The 17,639-nt window shown below is 71.0% G+C and carries 16 protein-coding genes and 1 tRNA gene; 10 read left to right on the forward strand and 7 right to left on the reverse strand.

Annotation, left to right across the window (positions count from 1 at the left end):
- Positions 1-4 precede the first annotated feature (4 nt).
- A complete protein-coding gene (locus OG435_RS34580; RefSeq protein ID WP_266882959.1) occupies positions 5-907 on the forward strand; it encodes a putative adhesin in 903 nt (300 codons plus the stop codon).
- 71 nt (positions 908-978) lie between these two features.
- Here the strand turns inward: OG435_RS34580 and OG435_RS34585 are convergent, their stop codons facing one another.
- Positions 979-1,524: an ATP/GTP-binding protein gene (locus tag OG435_RS34585; protein ID WP_266882961.1), complete on the reverse strand. Its 546-nt coding sequence runs from the start codon at positions 1,522-1,524 to the stop codon at positions 979-981.
- Between the two features lie 405 nt (positions 1,525-1,929).
- Here OG435_RS34585 and OG435_RS34590 point away from each other — a divergent pair, with 405 nt between their 5' ends.
- Both OG435_RS34590 and OG435_RS34595 read left to right on the forward strand, forming a co-directional pair.
- Positions 1,930-2,742, forward strand: coding sequence for a thioredoxin family protein (locus OG435_RS34590; RefSeq protein ID WP_266882963.1), 813 nt, complete (start codon positions 1,930-1,932; stop codon positions 2,740-2,742).
- A gap of 147 nt (positions 2,743-2,889) precedes the next feature.
- Positions 2,890-3,501 (forward strand): protein-disulfide reductase DsbD family protein, encoded by a 612-nt coding sequence (locus OG435_RS34595; protein ID WP_266882965.1) that lies wholly within the window; start codon positions 2,890-2,892, stop codon positions 3,499-3,501.
- 27 nt (positions 3,502-3,528) lie between these two features.
- On the opposite strand, the gene OG435_RS34600 is transcribed toward OG435_RS34595, so the two are convergent.
- Entirely contained in the window at positions 3,529-4,134 is a 606-nt protein-coding gene (locus tag OG435_RS34600; RefSeq protein WP_266882967.1) for a chorismate mutase, read from the reverse strand.
- Between the two features lie 202 nt (positions 4,135-4,336).
- Here OG435_RS34600 and OG435_RS34605 point away from each other — a divergent pair, with 202 nt between their 5' ends.
- Positions 4,337-4,609 (forward strand): hypothetical protein, encoded by a 273-nt coding sequence (locus OG435_RS34605; protein WP_266882969.1) that lies wholly within the window; start codon positions 4,337-4,339, stop codon positions 4,607-4,609.
- 195 nt (positions 4,610-4,804) lie between these two features.
- Positions 4,805-5,392, forward strand: coding sequence for a hypothetical protein (locus tag OG435_RS34610; RefSeq protein ID WP_266882971.1), 588 nt, complete (start codon positions 4,805-4,807; stop codon positions 5,390-5,392).
- Positions 5,393-5,450: 58 nt separating this feature from the next.
- Here the strand turns inward: OG435_RS34610 and OG435_RS34615 are convergent, their stop codons facing one another.
- From OG435_RS34615 to OG435_RS34625, 3 genes are all read right to left on the reverse strand, one after another.
- Positions 5,451-5,687: a hypothetical protein gene (locus OG435_RS34615; RefSeq protein ID WP_266882973.1), complete on the reverse strand. Its 237-nt coding sequence runs from the start codon at positions 5,685-5,687 to the stop codon at positions 5,451-5,453.
- A gap of 133 nt (positions 5,688-5,820) precedes the next feature.
- Positions 5,821-7,509 (reverse strand): S1C family serine protease, encoded by a 1,689-nt coding sequence (locus OG435_RS34620; protein WP_266882975.1) that lies wholly within the window; start codon positions 7,507-7,509, stop codon positions 5,821-5,823.
- Positions 7,510-7,641: 132 nt separating this feature from the next.
- The gene (locus OG435_RS34625; protein WP_266882977.1) at positions 7,642-8,523 is read right to left on the reverse strand and encodes a methyltransferase domain-containing protein; all 882 of its coding nucleotides are present in this window, start codon (positions 8,521-8,523) and stop codon (positions 7,642-7,644) included.
- 165 nt (positions 8,524-8,688) lie between these two features.
- On the opposite strand from OG435_RS34625, the gene OG435_RS34630 reads away from it, so the two are divergent.
- A tRNA-Arg gene (locus OG435_RS34630) sits at positions 8,689-8,761 on the forward strand.
- A gap of 38 nt (positions 8,762-8,799) precedes the next feature.
- Here the strand turns inward: OG435_RS34630 and OG435_RS34635 are convergent.
- Positions 8,800-9,363, reverse strand: a complete 564-nt coding sequence (locus tag OG435_RS34635; RefSeq protein ID WP_266882979.1) for a hypothetical protein — start codon at positions 9,361-9,363, stop codon at positions 8,800-8,802.
- 203 nt (positions 9,364-9,566) lie between these two features.
- Here OG435_RS34635 and OG435_RS34640 point away from each other — a divergent pair, with 203 nt between their 5' ends.
- The gene (locus OG435_RS34640) at positions 9,567-10,358 is read left to right on the forward strand and encodes a polysaccharide deacetylase family protein (protein WP_266882981.1); all 792 of its coding nucleotides are present in this window, start codon (positions 9,567-9,569) and stop codon (positions 10,356-10,358) included.
- 66 nt (positions 10,359-10,424) lie between these two features.
- A complete protein-coding gene (locus OG435_RS34645) occupies positions 10,425-11,663 on the forward strand; it encodes a L,D-transpeptidase (RefSeq protein ID WP_266882983.1) in 1,239 nt (412 codons plus the stop codon).
- Between the two features lie 107 nt (positions 11,664-11,770).
- Here OG435_RS34645 and OG435_RS34650 read toward each other — a convergent pair whose 3' ends face one another.
- A complete protein-coding gene (locus tag OG435_RS34650) occupies positions 11,771-14,968 on the reverse strand; it encodes a hypothetical protein (RefSeq protein ID WP_266882985.1) in 3,198 nt (1,065 codons plus the stop codon).
- A 407-nt stretch (positions 14,969-15,375) separates the two neighbouring features.
- On the opposite strand from OG435_RS34650, the gene OG435_RS34655 reads away from it, so the two are divergent.
- Both OG435_RS34655 and OG435_RS34660 read left to right on the forward strand, forming a co-directional pair.
- A complete protein-coding gene (locus OG435_RS34655) occupies positions 15,376-16,026 on the forward strand; it encodes a response regulator (protein WP_266882987.1) in 651 nt (216 codons plus the stop codon).
- Between the two features lie 133 nt (positions 16,027-16,159).
- Positions 16,160-17,488 (forward strand): sensor histidine kinase, encoded by a 1,329-nt coding sequence (locus tag OG435_RS34660; protein WP_266882989.1) that lies wholly within the window; start codon positions 16,160-16,162, stop codon positions 17,486-17,488.
- Positions 17,489-17,639 lie beyond the last annotated feature (151 nt).

Here is a 17,639-nt window from a genome sequence, read left to right on the forward strand (position 1 = left end):
CCTCATGCCCGATCTGTTCCTCATGGCCCACGGCAGCACCCCTTCCCTGGGAGCACGGGCCCGCGTCCCGGCCGGGCGCAGCCTCGTTTCCTACGCCGATCCCGGTACCGCCCTGGCGACCACGGAGATCCAGCTGGGCCTCTCCGGGGCAGCCGGGGCGCCTGCGCCCCGGGTCCGGAGCGGAGCCATGGTCGCCAACGCACAGTTCTTCCCCGTGACCGACTTCGAGCTCTCCACGGTGTACGCGCACTTCAGCGAATGCAAGGGCGAGTTGATGACCTTGCCGGGCCCGATGTGGCTCTGCACGAACCCGGCTCTGTGCACGGGCCCCCGGCACGTGTGCGGCGGGGTGCTCGGCCCGCAGTTCGCCGCGTACGACAGGATCCACCTGCTGGCCTGTCGTGGTGGAGCCGAGAGCGGGAACTCCGTCGTCGAGGCCCTGTCCAAGGAGACCGACGCCTTCCTGGAGGGCAACTACGCGACGACGCGCATGCACTGGGCGAACCTGGACCAGACGCATCAGACGCGGTACCTCGGGTTCGAGGGGGTGCTGCTGTGGTTCCAGGTGCACAGCTGCGAGCTGCGCGCCGCGGCCGCGGTGGGCGAGTTCCACCGGCTGCTCGACTTCCAGACGGCCATGCCGAAGAAGTACCGGGACGTCCTGCTCGGGGCGGGGGACGACGACTGGCCCTGGGTCGGGGAGTTCATGGCCCAGTTGCGGACCGAACAGCAGGCACTTGTGGGCCTGGAGCAGTGCTTCGACAGCACCGTGTGGTCCGCGCTGAGCGAGGCCGGACAGCTGCGGGCCCTGGAGGTCTACCGGCTGTGGGGTCCCACGTACCTCGAGTCCGTGGAGGACAGCATCACCGCCGCCGGCCTGGTGGTGCCCGGACAGCTGACCCTGTGACCGGCGGACGCGGGTCCGAGCAGCACGGACATCATGGCCCTACTGGCCGGTAAGAGCGATACCGGGACAGATCAGGCCAGACCCGCCAAGGCCGCCAGTACCGCCTCGACCCTGCGATCCAGCGGGCCTGCGAGTTCCAGGATCGGCACCCGCTCCCACGCGTCCAGCGGATCTCCGTGCAGGATCTCCGCGAGGGCCTCGTCCATCCTGCCCCGCAGGCCCGGCAATTCGGCCCCGGGCAACAGCCGCTCCGTCTCGGGCGTCACCGGCAGGAGCACCAGGAGGTCCAGGCTCGACATGGCCGACTCCAACGCCTGCTGCCCGGCCTCGTCGACCTCTCCCTCGACGGAGCGACCGCACGCCACGAGGTAGGCGAGGAAGTCCGCCGGTGTCCGGTCGAAAACGACATCGGCGGCACCGGAACCGAGCTGCTGCACGGACAGGGCGAGCTGTGCCCGGTAGTCCGCGGACGTCGGGGGGTCCGCGAAGGGGTACCCCTCCTCCTCCAGCACGAGGTACGGCTCTTCCACGGCCATGTACCCGGGCAGCGCCGCACACAGCTCCTCGACCAAGGTCGTCTTCCCCGTACCGTGGGTGCCGGACACTCCGATGCGCATCGCCGCCTCCTTCCCTTCCCGGAAGGCGAGGCCCCCCCCGGCCGCCGGGGCGGCCCGCACCGCCCGCACCGGGAATCCCGTGCGGCACGACCTCCGGCCACCTTACGGCGCACGGACGGCTGCCGCGCGGCGGCCCCGGCGTCGCCCGCCACCCTCTGCGACGACGGGTGTGCGCACGGCTCACTCCGGACCACGGAAGGCGATGCGAACCTGCGCAGTTCCTTAAGGGCTCCTGATGCGAACCATCAGAACCGCCTCGAACCCCGTCGGCAGCCCTAGGCTCGCGATCGGCCAGAACGGCTAGATCCACTTCCCGTCGGAGACCTGACGCCGGGTCCGTTCCGGCCGCTCCGTCGGCCTCCTCCCGGCCACGGAGAAGTCTGCACTGACAAGGGGTACACCGTCATGGCCGCACACCGCCGACAGCGCGCCTACCGCATACCGGGGCTCGTCCGCTTCTCCGCCGTCTCCCTGACGGTGGCCACCGCAGCGTTCGCCACCGCGTGCGGCGCCAATGCCGGGAAGGGAGAGCACACCGAGAACGCGGCCGCCTTCTCGGCCCCGGACCTGTCCGCTCCGGAGAGCCCGGCCGGCACCGTGACGGTGCTCGAGTCCGGGGCTCCCACCCCGTCGGCCTCCGCCGGCACCTCCGCCGCCCCCACCCCGTCCGCCTCGGTCAGCGCCTCGGCAGCTGCCCGCGCAGCCGCGGCCGCAGCGCCCGCCGGCGCCGCCGCGAAGCCCGCAGCCAAGAGCCCCTCGAAGCCCGCGGCGTCCAAGCCTGCCCCGGCGCCGAAGACGAGCACCCCCACCGGGGGCGGCTCGGCGAAGGGCTCCTCCGGTTTCACCCCCGGCTACCGGGAGGGCGCCAATGTCTCGTCGGCCGTCAAGGCGGCGATCGCCGCGGCCAAGGCCGACGGCAAGAAGGTGCTGATCGACTTCGGGGCCAACTGGTGCGGCAACTGCAAGGCCGCCGACAAGGTGTTCGGCGGCAGCACGGTCGGGGGGATCCTCGACTCGTCCTACCACGTGGTCAAAGCCGACATCGACTCCAATTTCGACGTGCTGCGCAAGTACTCCCCCAGCACCGGTGAGGCCTACAAGATGCCGGTCCTCGTCATCCTGGACGGGAACGGCAAGGTCGTGACCGAGACCCACTCGACCGGAAATCCCCCCCTCACCAACGACGGCCTGGGCGCGTTCCTCCGCAAGTGGGCTTGATGACCCGGCGCGGCGAGAGAGCGCGCGCCCGGCGTCGCGAGGCCGACGGGAGACCGGCAACGGGCCCCCGCCCCTCGTCGGCGCCTCATCGGCCCCACTGCGAAGCCCGGCTGCTTCCGCACCATCCACCTCAGAGGAAAACGACACGTGATACGACACGCACCTGACGCACGCCCCGGTACGGACCCGAAGGGCAGTCCCGGCCGAGCGGCACGGCGCTGCGCGGCCCGGGCCGCGGCGGGTCTCCTGCTCGCGGGCACCGCCCTCACCGGGTGCGGACAGGAGCAGGACCAGCAGCCCGAACATCCCGCTGCCGTCGCCGAGTTCAAGGAGAACGGCGTCACCGTGAAGCTCAGTGTCTCCGACTGGAAGGCGTCCTCGGGCACCCTGGTGGCCACGTTCACCCCGGACAAACCCGGATATCACCTCTACAGCACCGACCTGCCCGCGGACGGCATCGAGGGGGTGGGCCGGCCCACCGAGATCCGCGTCAGCGGAACCGCCGCCGCTTCCGGGGCCCTGCAGGCCGACGCGGCCGTACGGACCATCACCGTCCCCGGCGTCGACAGTCCCGTGCCGGTCTACCCGGACGGGCCCGTGACCACGAAGCTGGCGATCCGGGCGACGGGCGCGGGCGAGGCGGAGGTGGCGGTCGGCTACGCGAGCTGCAGCGCGACCGAGGGCTGCACGATCCCGGTCGCCGGCCGGAAGGTGGCCCTGCGCACCGACACGGACCACGTCTCGCTCACGGCGGGCTGACGGCCGAGTCCGGGTCCGCCCGCGCCGCTACCGCGGGCGGACCACGCACGCGTCGGCCAGGGCCTGGTCGAGACCGATCCGGTGCGGGGCGTCGAGGTCCATCTGGCCTGCCGTCGCCGCCTTCGCCCTGTCGAGCGCCACCCCGCACCCGGGGCTGCTCAGGAGGGGCTGGGCCTCCTGGATCGCAGTGAGCAGGTCGCCGTCGATGCGGTCCAGGACCGGACGCACCTCCGTGCTGAGGTCGGGGCGGGCCGTGGGCCGTAGCGCCGGGGCGCTCTCCCACGCCGCGTACAGTGCGCGCTGAACGGTCTTGTTGGCCGTGATCTGGCCCTCGAAGATCCGCTGTACATCGGCCCGGTCGATCCCGCGTTCGGCAGCCTGCGAGGTCGCGGCATCGAGGACGGCCCGTTCCCGGGCCGGGTCGTCGATGGGCTGCGCGGTTCCCCATTTCGCCGCGGCCACCGTGTCGGCGGTCATCACCCGCTCGGCGGAGAGGCGTACAAGCTTCGCCAGTCCCTGCTGTTCGGGCCCGGTGACGGCTTCCGGGTGCTGCGAGCTTCCGCAGGCGACCAGGAGTGCCGCGCTCCCGCACGTCAGGGCGATCAGCACGATGGAACGTCGGAAAGTGCGCATGCGCACCACTGTCCGCCGCTTTCCAGCCGGGCACCGCCGCCGATCGGCCCGTTGGGGCAGAGGGCGCCCCGACGGGCCGTTCAGCGTGCGCACGGACCCCGTGGCGGGGCTCCGCTCCCCCAGCCGGGGGGTCCGCCGCTCCCCCTCAAGCGGGTCTGATCGGCCCAGTCGGCGGTGCCTGCGCCCCTCGTACTGTCACCGTATGGACAAGAGGTCTCCTCTGGACGCGGCCGACCATGCCGAGTTCTCGCTGATCTGGTTCGACCATGCCCGGCGGGAAGGCGACTGCGCTGAGATGCGCCGCGCCCTCCTGAGCATGGCCCAGTGCATGCGCGACATGAGCGACCCGGCGACGGCCGCCGCGCTGCAGGCCCTGGCGGACCTGCACGGGAACCACACCGCCACGGCGCCGGGCGAACCCCGCCGCGTTCCGTGGCAGGGCCGCGGCCGGCAGGACGGACCGCAGGCGAACTGACCGGTTCCCTCCCCGATCCGCCGGTCGTGCCGGCACGCCGGGTTCCGGAGGGGTGCCTCCACGTTCCACGGGGGACCCCGGTCCCGTACACGAGAGGGAAACACATGTGCACGCACGGACCCACCTGTCCGTACTCCACCTCACCCGGCAGCGACGCCGCCGTCCGCGGGGCGAAGCAGACATGGGGCCACGGCCATGCCGTGTCCTGAGTCCGCCGGGGCCGAGCCCGCGTCGGTATTCGCCGAAGCACTCGTCGAGATCGAGGATCTCGCCCGCGCCTTCACCTCGGACAGCCTGCGCCTGGAGCAGCTCGCCCTTTACCCGGGCCGCTCGGCGGGAGACGGTCCGTCCCCCCGCAAGCGGTGGCTCGAGCGGTTCCTGCTCCTGGACATCGCTTACGGCGAGCCCACGTCCGCCATCGTCCGCCTCGTCTCCGACCTGAATCGCGACTCGGGCGCCCTGCGCCCCGCCCGGGATCTCTCCCGGGCGATCCTGACCGGTGCCGGCCCCACAGTGGAGCCGGCCCGGGGGATCTCCCGCACGTACGGCTCGATCGCCCGCTACGTGGTGGACAGCTTCCGGCCGAACCTCGTCAAGGCCCGCGCCCTGTGGGCCGGTCCGTCCGCCGCAGAGCGGGCCCGCTTGTCTGCGGACGTCACCGCTGTACTGGACCAGGGCCGCGGCCGGCTGGCCGCCCTCGAGGAGGCGTTCCGTACCGCCGAACACGCGGCCTGGCTCCTGCAGACCTCGGAACGGACCGCGCGGCACACCGTGACGCGCTGAGCGCGCGTACGGCACTCTCCCGCAACCGCACCCGCCACTGCCCCTGTCGCCCATGGCGTCAGGGGCTCAGCCGGCGCACGGTCTCCTTCCATGCCTTCGCCGCGGACGCGTGCAGCGAGCCCTTGCCGCGGCCGTGCTCCCCGGGTCCGCCGGTCGGGTGCCAGGCCGTGTGCAGGGCTCGCCAGAAGTCGTTCCAGGCCGCCGTCTCCGTGGGCCCGTGCCCCTCGATGCCTGCCAGCGCGTCACAGGACACGACGTATCCGTCGGGTGTCAGGCGAACGGTCGGAGCGGACATGGCTCACCCTCCCTGGGCGGTGTCGGGCAATTCCAGTTTGCGTCGGCACCGCCGGATGCGCATGCCGTCGGCGGACATCCGGAAGCCGGGCGTCCCGCCTGTCCGGCGGGGCGCCCGGCCATGGGGAGCGTCCTCAGGCGTCGCCCGTCCGGTCGCCCAGTACCAGCGTCGTGGTGTGGGCGGTCCCCTCCCGCTTGTACGTGATGGTGGTCCGGTCACCGGGGTGGTGCGCCCAGACCGCGCCCATCAGCGCGGGCACCCCGTCGACGGGACGGCCGTCGAACCCGGTGATCAGATCCCCGGGACGCAGACCCGCCTTGTCCGCGGGACCTCCGGGCGTGATCGCCTGCGCGGCGTCCTTCGTGGGCTCCGCCACGATCTGCACCCCGTTGCCCCGGTAGCCGTTGTTCACCTTGAGGCCGAGCTCGGCGTAGTGCGCCTTGCCCTGTTCGAGAAGGCTGTCGGCAACCCACTTCGCCTGGTTGATGGGAACGGCGAAGCCCAGTCCGACGCTCTCGGCGGGACCTCCCTCTGCCGCGGGGACCCCGCTGATGGCGGAGTTCACTCCGATGACCTGGCCGGCGTCGTCGAGCAGCGGCCCCCCCGAGTTGCCGGGGTTGATGGGCGCGTCGGTCTGCAGCGCGTTCAAGAAGGCGGTAGCCGTGCCGTTCTGGGTGGTCACCGGACGGTCCAGGGCGCTGAGGATGCCGGAGGTGACGGTTCCGGACAGGTCGAAGGGGGCGCCGACCGCCACCACGGGATCCCCCACCTCGCTCTCGTCCGAGTTGCCGAGCGCGAGCGGAACCGCGGCCGGGTGCGGACCGCCGAGCTTGAGGACGGCGATGTCGTAGCCGGGGGTCGCGCCGACGACCGTGGCCGGGCTGGTGGAGCCGTCGGCGAAGGTCACGGTGAGTTTGGCGGGCTTGCCCCCCGGGTCGACGACGTGGGCGTTGGTCAGGATGTGGCCCGCGGAGTCGAAGAAGAAGCCGGCACCGACCGAATGGACACCGGGGCGGGTGGCGTCGATCGTGACCGTGCTGCGCAGGGCCTCTGCGGCGACCCCTGGAACCGGGCCCGCGTCCTGTCCGCTGCCGGACCGGTGGTACGACGCCGGGCCGGCGTGCCGGGCCTCCACGGATGCCCCGGCACCGGCCGCGAGGGCACCGGCCGCGCCGCCCGTCGCGCCGACCAGCAGCGCGGCGCCCAGCCCGGCCACCACGAGGTTGCGGGTGCTCAGCCGCTTGCCGGCGGGTGCGGGAGGGCCCGGCGCGGTGGCGCCGGGCGAGGTCGCGCCGGGGGCGGGGGATCCTGGCGTCGGCCCGGACGGGGTGCGCGCCGTGGAGGCCGTGGAGGCCGTGGAGGCCGTGGAGGCCGTCGGGGCCGGAGCCGGGGCAGCGGCCCGATCGGTCTTCGGGTCCGGCGCCCCGGCCGGCACGCGGGACGGGGCGCAGAGCGCGGCGGCGGTGACACACGTCGCGGCGTTGCCGCCCGGGCTCCCGGGGGCCGGGGCATCGGGGGCCGGACTCGCCGTGGCGCGGCCCTCCCCGGCAGCAGTCTCCGCAGCCGGGCGAGCGGTGGCAGGGGCGTTGGCGCCCGCCTCCACCAGGGGCGGGCGGGCGGCCGCAGGGCCGTGCGCGGTCGGGGCCGGGGCCTCGGCCTCCGTCGCCGGGGGCTCCGGCGCCGGTGCCGGGGCCGGGGCCGGAGCCTTCGAGGCCTGAGGCTCCGGGACGTCCGCCGCCGTGTGGGGGACTGGGTCGGTCGCCGGTGGCGCCGGGGGCGCCGGGGGCGCCGCCGGGTTCTGCTTCTCGTCGGGCGTGCTCACCGGGGACCTGCCTTCCTCGGCCCGCAGGGCGGGCGCGGCGGTGGAGTGACCGCCCCAGCATGGGTTCCGTCGCGGATCTTCCGGTTCCGCCGACCGGCGGAGCCTCCCGGCGGATCCGGTCCTCCCCCACCGTCACGGCCCCCGGACCCTCCCGGAGGCGCAGAACACGGTCACCGTGGCCATGAGCGTGCCCGCCCGGTCGCGGTGCAGCACGCGTTGCCGCCACTGCTCCAGCCTCTCGCGGTCGTCGCCGGCCCCGGACAGGAGCCCCCGCACGGTACCGGTGAGGTCGAACACCGCGTCGATCTCCGCGTAGCCCCGCGCTGTCAACAGGTGGCCCGTCAGCCTGACGTCCCGCACCCCGGCCGCACCGAGCAGGGCGGGCAGTTCCCGGCCGATCCAGCCGTGCCGGAACCCCGCGCACCAGGCGTGCGCCACGGCACGCGTGGTGTCCCGGTCGTCGTCCGTGACCGTGAAGGTCTCCCAGTCGGGCTCCGCGCACGCCACCCTGCCTCCGGCCCGCACGGCGCGGGCCAGTTCGCGAACCACCTGCGCGGGGTCGCGTACGTGCTGGAGGGCGCGGTCCACGCGGGCCGCGTCGAGGACGCCTGTGGCCAGGGGGAGCCGGTGCGCGTCGCCGACCGCGTAGCGGACCTGCGGCATGTCGGCGGGCGCGAGGGCCCGTGCCCGAGCCAGGAGCTCCGTACTGCTGTCCACACCGAGGGTGAGCCCGCGGGTTCCCACGCGGCGGCCCGTCCGTACGACGTCGAACCCCAGGCCGCACCCGACGTCGGCCACCCGGTCACCGGATGCGGCGGACAGGCGTCGGGCGAGCTCGGCCTTGTAGTCCGCGGTGCAGCTCATGCCTTCGAGCACGCGCAGGCACGAGGAGAGCGACGACACGTCCTCGGCGTCGGCTTCCCGGAACGCGCGCGCCAGGCTGCTTCCTTTCGAGGGCCCGGCCGCTCCGGGCCCGGTGGGGCCCGTGCCGGGGCCGGTCGGGAGAGGTCCCACGGCCCTTCCTTCCGCCGTCCGGACGGTTCCTGCCGTTCCAGCTTCGCCCTCCGGCAGGTGCGGCGCACAGGGGGAGGGCCCGGCGCACCGCACGGTGGCGACAGGGCCCCTGAGTAGGGTTGCGGAGCGGCACGGGGCCATCCGGCTCGGGCCCTCCGCCGCCCAGCCCCTGTAGCTCAGTGGACAGAGCAGGCGCCTTCTAAGCGCTTGGCCGCAGGTTCGAGTCCTGCCCGGGGCACCCCGCACCGATTGCCGGCGCACCGTGATCCGCACCCCTCAACCGTCCTCCGGGTCGGCCTGGCGGGCCGGGCCGGACGCCGTGCGGTGGGCATCGGCGGCGATCAGCGCCTCCAGGTAGCGGGAGAGCCCCTGGCCCCGGGACGACGCGGCGATCCGCGCGGTGGCCAGCAGCCGCCTCTCCAGCCGGACGGCGATCTGCACCCGCTCCATCACCGGCGGCAGCAAGGGAGTCCGCGCTGCGGAGGACACCTCCTCCCCCACGGCTCCGGCGGCTGCCGGCCTGCGATGGTGGGCCGTGGCGCAGGCGTGCGAGCACAACGTCCGCAGCAGCAGCGGATCGTCGTTGCGGATGACCGGCTGACGGCACTCGGCGCACGGCGAGGGGGGCAGACGCGTGCCGCGCCCCGCGAGGGCGCGCCAGGTGACGGGAAGGCCGCCCGGGTCGGGGTTGTCGCGCCCCCGCCCGGCCTCGAAGCATTCCTCGCACAGCAGCAGCCTGCGCGGCAGCCAGTGTCCGCGCCGCCACAGTGCTCCGGCGGCCAGGTAGCCGGCCTTGCCCCGAAAGGGCACCCCGCACGCATCGCATGATCGATCGCTCATGAGCGCAAAGTACGGGCGGTCCGCCCGCGCCGAATCCTCCGAAAGACCCTCCGATCGCCCCGCGGTGGGCCGCCGTGCCCGGGGGATGCGGCAGCCCCCGGCATCCCCCGCCCGAGTGGGCCGATCGGTGGAGGCCGTTCGCTTGGCCGTCGGGACACGATGGGGACATCACCCCCGTTCGAGCCCCCGCAAGGAGCACCGGCATGCCCCGTACGACCGCCAGCCCGCGTTTCCGGATTCCCGCCCTCGCCGCGACGGCCGCACTCGCGCTCGGGGCGCTGGCGTGCGGCGCCACATCGGCCTCGGCCGCTCCCGCGACCCCGCCGCCCGCCGCCACCGCCGCGAGCCCCTCGGCGGACGCCGCCGCCACCCCGCAGGTCATCCCGAACAGCTTCACCAAAACCTCGCAGGGCGGGCCCCGTACGGTCGACATCACCATCGATGACGGGCCGAGTCCCGAGTGGACTCCCCAGGTCCTCAAGGTCCTTCACGACAACGGCGCCCACGCCACCTTCTGCATGATCGGCAACAACGCCAAGAAGTACCCGTCTCTGGTCAAGGAGGTCGCGGAGGCCGGCAACCGGCTCTGTGACCACTCCGTGGACCACGACATGACGATGGACCACAAGAGCGTCGCGTACCAGCAGGGGGAGATCCTCGGCGGGGAGAACAGCATCGACGCAGCCGCGGGCGGCGTCGCGAAGGCCCAGTACTACCGGGCTCCGGGCGGTGCCTTCACCCCGGCCAGCCGGGCGTTCGCCGCGTCGCACGGTCTGCGCCCGCTGGGGTGGAACGTCGACCCCAAGGACTGGAGCCGCCCGGGTACGGACCAGATCGTCTCCGCCGTGAAGGAGCAGCTCGGCAACGGGCCCGTCGTCCTGTTCCACGACGGTGGCGGCAACCGGTCCGAGACGGTCGCGGCCCTCACGCAGTTGCTCCCCTGGTTCACCCAGCACGGGTACGGCTTCTCCTTCCCCTCGACGACCGCGCCCTGACGTCCTGCGGCGTCCCGGTCTCCCCACATCCCGCAGAACATCCCGCAGAACCCGTCGGAGTCACGTATGAAGAAGCCCTCCTCGACCATGACAGCCGTGCTCTCGGCGGGGGTGTGCGCCGCTGCCGCGGCCACGGCCCTCACCCTGCCCTGGGGCTCCGGCGCCGGGACGTTCGCTGCCGCCGGCCCGGCCGCGCACCAGTCGGCGCGCATTTCGTTCAACCCGCCCGACGGAGCCACCGGGGTCGCTCCCGGGCAGAACGCCTCGGTCTCCGTGAGCGGCGGGCACCTGGAGTCGGTGGCGATGGACCCGGCCGCCGGAGGCGCCGACGGTTCGGGCGCGCTCTCGCCGGACGGGACGCACTGGTCCTCCGGTGGAACGCTGGCCCCGGGGACCGCGTACACCGTGCACGCCGCGGCCCTGGCGGGCGGCGCATCGGGCACTGCGGTGACCCAGGACGCGTCCTTCACGACCGTGCCGGCGTCCGACGTGCTGCACGCCACGGTGACGCCGTCCGACTCGTCCACGGTGGGCGTCGGCATGCCGGTCTCCGTCACCTTCGACAAGCCGGTGGCCGTGGCCGACCAGGGGACGGTCCAGCAGCACATCAAGGTCACCTCCACTAGCGGCCAGCAGGTGCTCGGCCACTGGTTCGGGCCGAACCGGCTCGACTTCCGGCCCGAGGCGTTCTGGCAGCCCGGCTCGAAGGTCGACGTGCAGCTGGCCCTAGGCGGAGTGTCCGCGGGACCGGCCGCGATGGGCGTCCAGAACAGCTCGGAAGAGTTCACTGTGGGGCGCTCCCAGATCTCGACGGTCGATGTCGCCGCGAAGACGATGGCGGTCGTGCGTGACGGCACCCCCCTCAAGACGCTGCCGGTTTCCGCGGGTTCGCCCGAGCACGCGACGTACGACGGCACGATGGTGATCTCCTCTAAGAGCCTGACCACCGCCATGGACGGGGCCACTGTCGGGCTGCTCGGCCCGGACGGCAAGCCTCAGTACGACATCCCCGACGTGCCGCACGCCATGCGTCTGACCGATTCGGGAACGTTCGTCCACGGCAACTACTGGGCGGCTCCGCAGGTGTTCGGCCAGGAGGACACCAGCCACGGCTGCATCGGGCTCAGCGACGTCGAGGGCGGGAAGGACCCGAACACCCCGGCCGCGTGGTTCTACGACAACTCCCTGGTCGGTGACGTGGTGATCGTCAAGAACTCGGGCGGCACAGCCGTCCAGCCGGGCAACGGGCTGAGCGACTGGAACCTGGACTGGAGCCAGTGGAACGACGGTTCGGCCGCCGGCTGAGCCTCCGACCGGGCACGGGCCGGCCCCGGAAGTGACCGCCCCGCCTCCTTGGTGGAGGGGGGCGGCCCTTCCGGGGCCGGCCCGTGCGCGGTCCACGCAGCAGCGGGTCAGCGGCGGCGCCGGGCAGCGATCATCAGGGCCGCGCCGATGCCGGCCGCACCCAGGGCCCCGCCTCCCCACCACAGGGCGTTGCTGCCCGTGGACGCCAGGACCTGGTCGACGAGCGACTTACCACCGTCGTCTCCCTTGCCGCCGTCGTCGGCGGGCGGGTTCTGCCCGTCGCCGGGCGGCGGGGTCGGATCACCGGGCTTACCCGGGTCATCCGGGTTGCCCGGGTCGTCGGGCTTGCCCGGGTCATCCGGGTTACCGGGGTCATCGGGGTCATCGGGCTTGTCGGCCGTGACCTTCACGCTGGTACTGCCGCAGATGTCCTGGCATTCCTGGGGGTTGGCGGCGTCCGAGCGCGCCGCCAGTACGTCGAACCGGAGCTCCTCCGCCTCCGCCGGGGTGAAGGTGAGCGTCAGTGACTTCTCCTCCCCGGCCTTCAGGTCTCCGACCTTCCAGGTCCCGAAACCCTCACCGCCCGGCTCACCGTTGAAGTCCGCGCCGCCGTCGTGGGTGAGGCCGTTCACCGTCGGCATGCCGACCTCGACGACCGTATTGCGGGCCGTCGAGGGGCCCTCCTTGTTGGCGACCGTGACCTTCACCTTGGCCTGCTCGCCCACCTTGACGGCATCCTTGCCGTCCACCGCCGCGATGGACACGTCGAGGCCCGCGACCTGCTGCACGTCGACGCTCTTCTCCACCGAGTCTCCGATCTTGCTGCCCTTACTCTCGTCCAGCGGCGTCTTCGACTGCTTCAGGGTGGCCCGGTAGTCCAGCTTGTCGTGGTCGGGGAGCACCGTACCGGTCATCTTGATGACGGCCTGGCCACCGATCGGCACATCCGCCGGCTTCCAGAGACCGTCCTCGTACGTGCCCCCGTTCGACCCGGGCGTCGCCTCGGAGTCCCCGACCCCGGCAGGAACCGGAACCTCGATCTCGAGCCCCTGTGCCTTGGACACGCCGGGATTTGCCGTCTTCACGGTCCACGACACCTTCTCGCCGGGCAGCGGACGGCTGCCCGTGCCGGCATCCGGAGTGACCGTGAGGTCGGCGGCGGCCAGCTGCACCACGTTGAGCTCGTTCACGGCCACGTGACCCTCGGTCTTGTTCGAGTCGTCGCAGGGCCCGTAACCACGCGGGTCAGGGATGTCGGCGCCTGTGACGCACACCCGGTACAGAGTCTTCTCCTGGTCGGTGGGAACGATCCCCTTTACCGTCAAGTCGGCCGTCTGCTTGAAATCGATACCGGGGACGGTCCACGTGCCGTCCTTGGACGTGTACGACGTGCCCTCCGGACCGGTCCACTCCTCCATCTTCATCGCCGTGGGCAGGACGTGGGAGATCTTCACCATCGAGGCCTTGGACGGGCCGTCGTTCGAAACAGCGATCTTGTACGTGACCTCGTCACCGGGCGTGTAGTCCTTCGGATCACCGGCAGGAGGCACGACCGAAACACCCACGTTCAACGTGGCGCTTCGCTCGATGTCCACGGAGGTCTGGGAAACATTGTTCCCGAGTTCGACCTCTTCCAAATTTTTGTACGACTCCGGATCGACTTCCGCTCTGAGGGCAACCTTGCTCTCATCGGCGAGAACGGTAACCGGAAGCGTCAAAGTCGCATCCTTCTGGGGCTCCATCAAGCCCACAGCCCACATTCCGGTCGTCTTGTCGTAGCCGTCCACGCCTTCATCGAGCTTGACGCCGGCAGGGAGCGGCAGATCCACGCGGAAATTCTGCGTGCGGGCAGGCCCGGCATTGTCGGCCTTCACGACGAGCTTTAGCTTGTCGCCCGGTTTCACCACACTGCCCACCGGGAGCGAGACACCGTCATTTTTCTGAATTTCAGCCTTGACACCAAGGTCGATACGATTACTCGAGGTGGTCGAATAGGTAGCAGAAATATTCTTCCTCTTCAAGTTGATGGTACTCGACGTGAGATTGGCTTCAACTTTGAGAGAGCCCGAGTTTTTCACTTCACCGGAGAAGGTGAGTTTGCTCGATCCATGTTCTGCCAGCGATCCGAGCTTGCACTCGTAGGTGTCGCCCCCCTCGCTGCAGGTAACACCCTGCGGCAGTGGCGCGATCGGCTTGAAATCCTGAAAACCGGTCGGCTTTTCGACATTGATGACAACGTTCTGCGCATTATTCGGGCCATTGTTCTTCACAACGAGGTCGACATCGGCCCTGTCGCCGACCTGATATCCCTTCTCATTGGTGAAGCCACCACCATCGAACCCGACATCAGCGCGAGGCGTCACAATGACGGCCGAACTGAGCCACTTCGACCCGCCATTGACCAACAGGCTCGATGGCAGGACCTCACTTCCGGTATCGCGCAGATCGCTCACCTGGTCGACCTGTACCGTGTACTCAGCTCTGTAGCGCTCACCCAGCCTAATCTCCCCCCCCGACCCTCCGGGTGTGCTGCCAATCGGGATCGTGAGTTTTTTTCCAGCGACCTTGGCAGTGACATCCGCGAAGTTCACGTCATTGCCCTGGACGCGACCAACTTTCGCGGAGCCCGCATATTTGACTCCCGCTGGAAGCTGCACTTCGAGGAAGGCTGCATGACCTGGCCCGCCACCAGTCTGAGTTACATCGGCGGTCATCGTTACGGATTTATCGACGCTGAGGGACGGGGCGCTCGCAGGATAAGCACCTTCCACCTCGGGAAGGTACTCGACCTTGACATTGTCGATTGCTATTTCCTGCCCGGGCGCCGACTTGAATGCCATGATGCCGCCGCCGCTGTCCGCGGTGATGCCAGAAAAGTGTTCCCACTTGTTCCACGGCACTTGCACGGTTTTACTCTGTCGCCAATCCGCCCCCGCAAGGTAAGTGAGATCCTGCGGCACGCCACCATAGGCGGAGCGCGCATCGAAACTGTAGCGCAGCTCTTTACCCACCATATTAAACTTCTGCATAATACCGCCGCTGCGCACCACGACGGTTTGAAACTCATCGCTCGGCGAATATATCCCATGGGTCATGATCGGACCCTCTCCCCCGGAAACCCAAGCCGTCCAATCCGTCGGCATTGCCGGATGCCTTTCCACACTGACAGCCGGATTTTCGAAGCTTCCGTTCTTGAAATCAGGAGTCGCCGGAAGAGCTGCCGCCCCCTTGGTTTCCGCCTTCGCATACTCAAGTGCCAGTGTGGATGCGAGTAGTGCAAACAGCACCGCTCCGATCCACGCCAACTTGCGTGAAGCTCGACGCTTTCCGCTTCCCATGTGCGGGCCTTTCGTCCGTCTTTCCGATGGTGCATCGCAGGACATCCTCAGAGGTACGCGCGTCCGGCACAGGCGCCGGAAGGGCAGCCATTCGGGACTGTCTGACGCGCCCTCGGGCGGTCCGACCGGTGCGCCGAAGAAGGGGGCGATGGCTCGTCCGGGTACGGTCGGCCTCGCTCGGCAGTCACCACGCGGACGGACGTGACCGTTTCGCCGGCTAAATCACGAGGGTCGAAGTCACTACGCCGATGGGGTATTTGTCAATCCCCCGAAGGGGTCGACTCGTATCGGCCGATTCGCTGCCCGTATGCCTCCTCCGGCTCCGGGTGGTGGCGGAGAGGATGGGGCGTCATCACCCTACGGAGGCTTTTTACATGAACACCACGCCCCGGTCGCGCATTCGCGTCCTGATCGCGGATGACCACCCCGTCTACCGGAACGGGGTGCACCGGGAGCTGGAGTCCGACGAGGGCCTCGACGTCGTCCGCGTCTGCCAGGACGGCAAGGAAGCCCTGTCCGGCATCATCGAGGACGAGCCCGACGTCGCCGTCCTCGATCACCGCATGCCGGGCCTCGACGGTGCCCAGGTCGCCCGGTCCGCGGTCCAGTCCGGTTCTTCCACCAGGATGCTGATCCTCTCCGCCTTCACGGAGAACGCGACCGTGTACCAGGCGCTGCGGGACGGAGCCTGGGGGTACCTCACCAAGGACGTCGAACCCCACGAGATCGTGCAGGCCGTCAAAGCATGTCACCAGGGTGATCCGGTGCTGCCTCCGCGGCTCACCGCGGGGCTGATCTCCGAGATCCGTACCCGCACCGAGATACGCGACCCGCATCTGACCCAGCGGGAGAAGGAGATCCTCAAGATGCTGGCGTCGGGGATGTCCACCCCGGACATCGCCCGCTCGGTGTACCTGGCACCGTCGACGGTCAAGACCCACATCCAGCACGTCTGCGACAAGCTCGGAGTATCGGGGCGGGCTGCCATCGTCGCGGAGGCCATGCGGCGGGGGATCCTCGATTAGCGGTCACGAGGGCAATCCGGCCGCGGCCCTCCGGTCGCGGTCACGGGCCCCCGCCACGGAACACCACCACGGGAGCACGTCCGAGCGCTCCTCCGGGCAGTCGATAGCGGTCCCCCACATCCGGGATTGTCCTGTGAACGACGCATCCGAGCCCCCGCTCCGCACCCGGACCGCGGGCACCCTTTCCGGCGGCGGACTGGCCGCCGTCCATACCTGGCACCTCGCGGACCTCCTACGGATCGCCGCCTGGCTCAGGTTCGGTTTCCTGGCCGTCCTCGTGCTGGCCTGCGCACTCGAACGGTCCGGCGGCTTCTCTCTGCCGTGGCCCGAGACCGGGTTGGTCGCCGGCTACGGCGCCCTCGTGGCGGCGGCGCTGGCGGCCCGCCCCCGCCTGCCGGTGCTGCGCCCCTACACCAGGTTCGCCGCCGCACTGCTGTGGGGAGACCTGGCGGTCGTGGTCGTCCTCCAACTGATCTCGGACGGGGCACCCGCGCTCGCGCTCGCCCTGTTCCTGGTACCGATGTCCGCTGGATTCCAGCTCCCGGTGCGGCACACCGCCACCATCGCCGGTGTCTGTCTCGCCACGTACGCGGTACTACTGACAGCGGACACACGGCTGCGGGTGCGCACCGACGAGAACACCGTCGCGGTCCTCGCCCTGTTCCTGCTGACCTGCCTCGCGTGCCTGGCCGTGGCGCGGCAGCACCAGGAGCGGTCCGAACGGATCGACCAGCTGACCTGCGAGCGGGCGCAGCTGCTGGCGGAGGTCATGTCCGCCGAGGAACGGGAGCGTGCCGTCCTGGCGGAGCTGCTCCACGACGGTCCGCTCCAGTCCGTGCTGGCCGTACGGCTGGAGCTGGGAACCTCTCGGCGGCTCGGCGGACCGGACGACGTCGCCACGGCTCGGGTCAGGCTGCTCGACATCGCACGGCAGCTCCGGTGCCTCACCGCCGAACTGCACCCGCTGACTCTGGAGGCGACGGGCATAGGGCACGTGCTGGAGCTGCTGGCCGACACCACGGTGGCGCGGGCGGGCCTGGAGGGCGAGTGCGTGGTGACCGTCGACCACGATGCGCGGCACCCCGACCCCCGCGAGGCCATCGTGTTCACGGCGGCCCGCGAACTCCTCAACAACGTCGTGCTGCACGCGCAGGCCACCCGTTTCAGCGTCTCCCTGACGGACGAGGCGGGCGTGTGGCGGCTGGAGGTGCGCGACGACGGCCACGGCATCGCCCCGGGAGAACCCCAGGACAAGCTGCTCGACGGACACATCGGGCTCGCCTCGCTGCGCGTGCGCACGGAGGCCGCCCTCGGCACGCTCACGATCGACTCGGGGCCGGCGGGTACCTGCGTCGGGATCTCCCTGCCGCCCGTCACCGGCTCCTCCGCCGCGGCTCCGGCGTCCGCCGGGCGTGGCCGCCGGGCCGAGCAACCGTCCGGCGGTACGCGCCGCCGTCCTTGAGCCCGCGCCGCCCCTGAGCCCGCACCGGCGCAGGGCACGCCTTGGGGCGGCGCCAGCGTCCCGTTAACCCTGCGGGTCGCACGCTGGACACGTCTTGTGTCCGCCCTCGCAGTCCGTCGGCTCTGCCGGCAGTTTGGCCCCGCCATGCGTC

This window comes from Streptomyces sp. NBC_01264 (assembly GCF_026340675.1).
Classification (GTDB): domain Bacteria; phylum Actinomycetota; class Actinomycetes; order Streptomycetales; family Streptomycetaceae; genus Streptomyces.